The 6,368-nt window shown below is 66.4% G+C and carries 7 protein-coding genes; all 7 read left to right on the top strand.

Annotation, left to right across the window (positions count from 1 at the left end; all coding sequences use genetic code 11):
* Nucleotides 1-1,098 (top strand): TraG/VirB4 family ATPase (locus B2Z70_RS08535; RefSeq protein WP_518167577.1); only part of this gene is annotated, 1,098 nt, incomplete at its 5' end.
* Nucleotides 1,095-1,877 (top strand): P-type conjugative transfer protein TrbJ, encoded by a 783-nt coding sequence (gene trbJ, locus B2Z70_RS08530; protein ID WP_064790340.1) that lies wholly within the window; start codon nt 1,095-1,097, stop codon nt 1,875-1,877. The genes B2Z70_RS08535 and trbJ, both read left to right, overlap by 4 nt.
* 17 nt (nt 1,878-1,894) lie before the next feature.
* A complete protein-coding gene (gene trbK-alt / locus B2Z70_RS08525) occupies nt 1,895-2,182 on the top strand; it encodes a putative entry exclusion protein TrbK-alt (protein WP_064790341.1) in 288 nt (95 codons plus the stop codon).
* Nucleotides 2,183-2,185: 3 nt separating this feature from the next.
* Nucleotides 2,186-3,538 (top strand): P-type conjugative transfer protein TrbL, encoded by a 1,353-nt coding sequence (gene trbL, locus B2Z70_RS08520; RefSeq protein WP_114089511.1) that lies wholly within the window; start codon nt 2,186-2,188, stop codon nt 3,536-3,538.
* Nucleotides 3,535-4,224: a conjugal transfer protein TrbF gene (gene trbF, locus B2Z70_RS08515; RefSeq protein ID WP_292982478.1), complete on the top strand. Its 690-nt coding sequence runs from the start codon at nt 3,535-3,537 to the stop codon at nt 4,222-4,224. Before trbL ends, trbF begins: the two co-directional genes overlap by 4 nt.
* Nucleotides 4,221-5,249 carry a P-type conjugative transfer protein TrbG gene (gene trbG / locus B2Z70_RS08510; RefSeq protein WP_292982476.1) on the top strand — a complete coding sequence of 343 codons (1,029 nt, stop codon included), beginning with the start codon at nt 4,221-4,223 and terminating at the stop codon, nt 5,247-5,249. The genes trbF and trbG overlap by 4 nt, the downstream gene beginning before the upstream one ends.
* Entirely contained in the window at nt 5,246-6,367 is a 1,122-nt protein-coding gene (locus B2Z70_RS08505) for a TraB/TrbI/VirB10 family type IV secretion system protein (protein WP_064790345.1), read from the top strand. Before trbG ends, B2Z70_RS08505 begins: the two co-directional genes overlap by 4 nt.
* Nucleotide 6,368: the final 1 nt, after the last annotated feature.

Here is a 6,368-nt window from a genome sequence, read left to right as displayed (position 1 = left end):
CAGGTCTTCGCCTTCGACTTCGGCGGCTCGATCCGCGCCGCTTCGCTCGCCATGGGAGGCGACTGGCACGACCTCGGCGGAGAGCTGACCGAGGCGGACGAGAGTTCCGTCTCGCTACAGCCGCTGGCCCGCATTCACGAGACGTCGGAGCGCGCCTGGGCGGCCGACTGGATCGTCGCCATCCTGACGCGCGAGAACATCCAGATCACTCCGGATGTGAAGGAACATATCTGGACCGCGCTGACCTCGCTGGCCTCGGCCCCTGTGGGCGAGCGGACCATGACCGGCCTCGCGGTCCTGCTGCAGTCCAACGAACTGAAGCAGGCGCTTCGCGCATACTGCGTGGGTGGACCCTATGGCCGGCTGCTCGATGCCGAGACCGAACAGTTGGGATCGGCGGATGTGCAGGCTTTCGAGATCGAGGGGCTGGTGGGAACCGGCGCGGCGCCCGCCGTCCTTTCATACCTGTTCCACCGGATCGGTGATCGGCTTGATGGACGCCCCACGCTGCTCATCATCGACGAGGGCTGGCTGGCCCTTGATGACGATGCCTTCGCGGAGCAGCTCCGCGAATGGCTGAAGACGCTGAGAAAGAAGAATGCTTCAGTGATCTTCGCGACGCAGAGCCTCAGCGACATCGACGGCAGTTCCATCGCGCCGGCGATCATCGAAAGCTGCCCGACACGGCTCCTGCTGCCGAACGAGCGGGCGATCGAGCCGCAGATCACCGCTATCTATCGTCGCTTCGGCCTCAATGACCGGCAGATCGAGATCCTCGCGCGGGCCACGCCCAAGCGCGACTACTACTGTCAGTCGCGGCGTGGCAACCGGCTGTTCGAGCTGGGCCTCAGCGACGTCGGTCTGGCCCTCTGCGCGGCGTCGTCCAAATCGGCCCAGGCGCTGATTGCCGAGATCTGCGCCGGACACGGCCAAGACGGCTTCCTCGCCGCCTGGCTGAAGGCGCATGGCCTCGATTGGGCCGCCGAGCTGATCCCCGACCTCACCAATCTCTCCATCGACGCGGACGGGGCCTTTCCGGCCACTGCTGTTGTTGAGGACGCCGACATCGACCTTGAAGAAGAGGAAGTCACACCATGACACGCAAGATTACGTTTCGGTTCGCCGGCCCGTCGCTGTTCGCCCTGGCGCTGGCGATGCCCATGGCCATGTCGCCCATCGCAGCGCCGCCCGCACACGCGCTCTTCGGCATCGGCGGGGGACCTTTCATCGTCTACGACCCGACCAACCACGCGGAAAATCTCCTGACCGCAGCGCGGGCTCTGGAGCAGATCAACAACCAGATCGCACAGCTCCAGAACGAAGCGCAGATGCTGATCAACCAGGCGCGCAATCTCGCCAACCTGCCGTATTCCGCGCTCCAGCAGATCCAGCAGAACGTCAGCCGCACGCAGCAGCTCCTGGCGCAGGCGCAGAACATCGCCTTCGACGTGCAGAGCATCGACCAGATGTTCCAGCAGGACTATGGCAACCTTTCCCTGACGGCGACCGACCAGCAACTGATCGCCGAAGCCCGGTCCCGTTGGGAGAACACCGTCGTTGGCCTGCAGGATGCCATGCGCGTGCAGGCCGGAGTCGTTGGCAATATCGAAGCCAATGGCGCCGAGATGTCCGCGCTCGTGGGGCAGAGCCAGAACGCGGTCGGTGCTCTGCAGGCCACGCAGGCGGGCAACCAGCTCCTCGCGCTGCAATCGCAGCAGCTCTCAGATCTGATCGCGGTGATCTCGGCAAACGGCCGCGCCAACGCGCTGACTGAGGCCGAGCGCGCCACCGCTGCTGAACAGGGCCGCATCCAGCGCGAGCGCTTCCTGACGCCGGGCTCGGGCTACCAGCCAGGCAACGCGCAAATGTTCAACTGAGGCCGGGAGGGGAGACGATGGAGGGGAAGGTGCTGGCCCGGATCGCGGCCATCGTATTCGTAGCGATCGCGATCACAGCCACGGTGATCGAGATGACACGCGAGGAAGCTCCCGTGTCGGCCAGCAGTGCGCCCGCGCTCCAGCCGTCTGCCGATCCTCTCCGCGCGACGCTGCGCCGGTGCCAGCAGCTTGGCGAGGCCGCTTCCAGCGATGCCGATTGCCTCGCCGCCTGGGCTGAGAACCGTGACCGGTTCCTCGGTCGGACGCCTGCATCTGACGCGCCGCAGCATTCGGGAGATCACTGAGCCATGGGTGGAACCGGCGTCATCGACAACTTTCTGGGCATCTTCACCAGCTACATCGACAGCGGGTTTGGGCTGCTTGGCGGCGAGGTCGCCTTCATCGCCACCACGCTGATCGTCATCGACGTGACGCTGGCGGCCCTGTTCTGGGCCTGGGGCGCCGATGACGACATCATCGCCCGGCTGGTGAAGAAGACGCTCTTTGCCGGGGTCTTCGCCTATATCATCTCCAACTGGAACAACCTCGCCCGGATCGTCTTCGAGAGCTTCGCGGGCCTCGGTCTGATGGCCTCGGGCACCGGGTTTTCCGCCGCAGATCTTCTGCGCCCTGGCCGCGTGGCCCAGACCGGGCTAGAGGCCGGGCGACCGCTGCTCGAAAGCATCTCCGATCTGATGGGCTGGGTCGCGGTCTTTGAGAATCTCGTCCAGATCCTCTGCCTGTTCTTCGCCTGGGCGCTGGTGATCCTCGCCTTCTTCATCCTCGCGGTGCAGCTCTTCGTTACCCTGATCGAGTTCAAACTCACGACCCTCGCGGGCTTCGTGCTGATCCCCTTCGGCCTCTTCGGCAAGACCGCCTTCATGGCCGAGCGCGTGCTGGGCAACGTCATTTCGTCCGGCATCAAGGTTCTGGTCCTCGCCGTGATCATCGGCATCGGATCGACGCTCTTCGGCCAGTTCACCGCAGGTTTCGGCGGCGTGACGCCGACCATCGATGACGCCATGGCGATTGTTCTGGCCGCCCTGTCTCTGCTGGGCCTCGGAATCTTCGGCCCCGGCATCGCCTCAGGTCTGGTGTCCGGCGGGCCCCAACTCAGCGCGGGGGCGGCCATAGGCACCGGCCTTGCCGCTGGTGGCGCTGCGATCGGGGCCGGAGGGGCAACCATGCTCGCAGCACGCGGAGCTGGATCTGCACTCTCCGGAGGCGCCGCCCTGGCACGTGGCGGCGCCTCCGCGGCGGGTGCTGCCTCGAGCGCCTACACGCTTGGCTCGATGGGCGGAGGTGGTCTCCCCGGCGGGATGGCTGGTGTGGCGCGCGCCGGGGCCGCTGCCGCGGCATCACCGCTCAAGAAGGCGTCCTCTCGCGCGGCTGGCGGGATCCAGTCCAGCTACGCCGAGGGCGTCAAGGGCGGTGTTGCGGCGACGGGCGGAACCACCTCGATGGGCACGGTCGGCAGCGCGGCATCCGAGCCTGGCAGCTCCGGCCCGTCCTTCGCCGATGGCCCGCCAGCCTGGGCGAAGCGCATGCGCCATAGCCACGCCGTGAGCCATGGCGTGCGCGCTGCGGCCCATGCCGTCCGGTCGGGCGACAGCCACGGCTCGGGCTCCTCCGTCAATCTCTCCGAAAGGGATCGCTCATGAACCTCTTCAGGCGCTCCGCCACCCATTATGGCAAGACACCTCAGCCAGAGACGCCCTATCAGAGGGCCGCGCAGGTCTGGGACGAGCGTATCGGCTCCGCCCGCGTCCAGGCCCGCAACTGGCGCTACATGGCCTTCGCCAGCCTGATCCTAGCGGCGGGCTTTGCTGGCGCCCTGGTCTGGCAATCTGCGCGTGGTACCGTCGTACCCTGGGTCGTTCAGGTCGACGCGCTCGGCGAGGCCCAGGCTGTCGCGCCGGCCTCGGCCGACTACGAGCCCACCGATCCGCAGATCGCCTTCCATCTTGGCCGTTTCATCGAACAGGTTCGTTCCATCCCCGCTGACCCGATCATCGTGCGGCAAAACTGGCTGCGCGCCTATGAGTTCACTACGGACCGTGGCGCGGCAGCACTTAACGACTTCGCCCGCGCCAACGACCCGTTCACCCGCGTCGGTCGCCAACAGATCGCTGTCGAGGTGTCCTCTGTCATCCGGGCCTCACCGGGATCGTTCCGCGTCGCCTGGACCGAGCGCCACTACGAGAACGGCCAGCTTTCCACGACCGAGCGATGGACCGCGATCCTGACCGTCGTGATCCAGACCCCGCGCAGCGCCGAGCGCCTGCGCGCCAATCCCCTCGGAATCTATGTCAATGCGATCTCCTGGTCGCGGGAGATGGGCCAATGACTGAACAGCATCTTCATGCAATCAGGTCTCCGGACATCAGGACGCCGATGTTGGTGGCCTTGTTGCTTTCCGCATCCATGCTGGCGGGGTGCGCCAGTAACCCGGTACCGGAATTCAGCTACGACGAGTCCGTGCCGCCGTTGCCCACTCCACCTGTCTCGGTCACCGAGAAACGCCCTCGGCCGCTGCATACGCCGCCCGTCTGGATAGTGGCGCATGGCGGAGCGGCGGCAGGCACACCGACCGGACGTATCGAAAACGCCAATGCCGCCGCCCGGGTCGAGCCGCGCCGCGAGGGCTACTACAATGCGATCCAGATCTACCCTTGGTCGGAAGGCGCGCTCTATCAGGTCTATGCCGCTCCCGGTCAGATCACCAACATTGCACTCGAGCCAGGCGAACGTCTGACCGGCGCGGGTCCGATCGCTGCGGGGGATACCACGCGCTGGATCATCGGCGACACGGAGAGCGGGTCCGGATCCACTGCCCGCGTCCACATCCTCGTCAAACCGACGCGGGACGACATCTCGACCAACCTGGTAATCAGCACTGACAGGCGGGTGTATACGATCGAGCTGCGTGCACGCGAGGCGCTCTACATGCCCTCGGTTGCCTGGGCCTATCCGGCAGCGCCTCGTGGTGGGCGACAGGCTGTGGCAACCGCGCCGACCATTCCGGCGCCCTCTGCCCGCAATCATCGCTACGGCTTGCAGATCCAGGGGGAAAGCCCGCCCTGGCGCCCGGTTTCTGTCTTCGACGACGGCCGCCGCGTCTATGTCGTTTTCCCGGCTGGTATCGCCCAGGGCGAGATGCCGCCGCTCTTCGTGCTCGGCGCCGACGGAGAACCACAGATCGTCAACAGCCGCATTCACCGGAACGTGCTGATCGTGGATCGCCTCTTCGGTGCGGCGGAGCTCCGGCTGGGGGCAGGAGACCGCCAGCAGGTGGTCCGGATCGTGCGCATGGAGGAGCGCGAGGCGGATGCGCGGGCGGAGGGGGATGCGCGAAAGGGAGGGGCGTCATGAGTGACACCGATCCCGCGGCTCCGATGCGTCTGCGTCCCGATCCGCCCCGCGTGACCAGACTGTCGCGCAAGGTTCTGGCCGGTGTCGGAGCGGTCGCGCTGTTGGGAATCGGGGGGGCGCTGATCTATGCGCTCCAGACCCGTGAGGCTGGGCCGGGAGGTGGAGAACTCTATTCCATAGACAACCGACCGGCAGCGGACGGCCTGGAAGGGCTGCCGTCCGACTATACCGGCCCGGTTCTGGGACCCGCACTGCCCGGTGACCTCGGGCGACCGATCCTCGATGCGCAGGAGCGCGGAGTGCCCGTGACCCCTCCGCCGATTGTGGGCCCGACCGTCGATCCGGAAGCGGAGCGCCGCAGGGCAGAGGAGGAAACCGCGCGTCTGAGCGGTGTCTTTTTCCAGACGGCATCTGGCAGGGCGACGACGGCCGGGGTCGGCGTGAACCTTCCGGGTCTGGGCGGCACCGAACAACCCGAGGGCAGCCGGCATACTTCTTTCCTCAACGGTCCGGTGGACCGGCAAACCGTCGCATCGGATCGCATTCAGCCGCCAGCCTCGCCGTACATCCTTCAGGCCGGAGCGGTGATACCCGCCGCGCTTGTCACCGGCATTCGCTCCGATCTCCCGGGGCAGATCACCGCGCAGGTCACCGAGAATGTCTATGACAGCCCGACCGGATCGCTGCTGCTGATCCCACAAGGAACCCGCATCATCGGCCAATACGATGACGGTGTGACGTTCGGCCAACGCCGCGTGCTGCTGGTCTGGAACCGCCTGATCCTTCCCGGAGGCCGGTCCATCGTTCTCGAACGTCTGCCGGGCGCGGATGCGAGCGGCTATGCCGGCCTCGAGGATGGCGTCGACTACCACTGGTGGGATCTTATGCGCGCAGCGGGTCTGTCCACGCTGCTCGCGATCGGCGCGGACCTCGCCACCGATGACGAAGACCGCCTGGTCCAGGCGATCCGCGATGGCGCGGTGGACACGATCAACCAGGCCGGACAGCAGATCGTCCAGCGTCAGTTGCAGGTCGCGCCGACACTGACCATTCGCCCGGGGTTCCCGGTCAGGATCATCGTCACCCGCGATCTGGTATTCGAACCGGCAGGAGGTTGAT

It is taken from the genome of Oceanicaulis sp. UBA6590 (genome assembly GCF_002433705.1).
Lineage (GTDB): Bacteria > Pseudomonadota > Alphaproteobacteria > Caulobacterales > Maricaulaceae > Oceanicaulis.
Note: the sequence above shows the minus strand (reverse complement) of the source record. Positions and strands in the feature narration are given on the sequence as shown.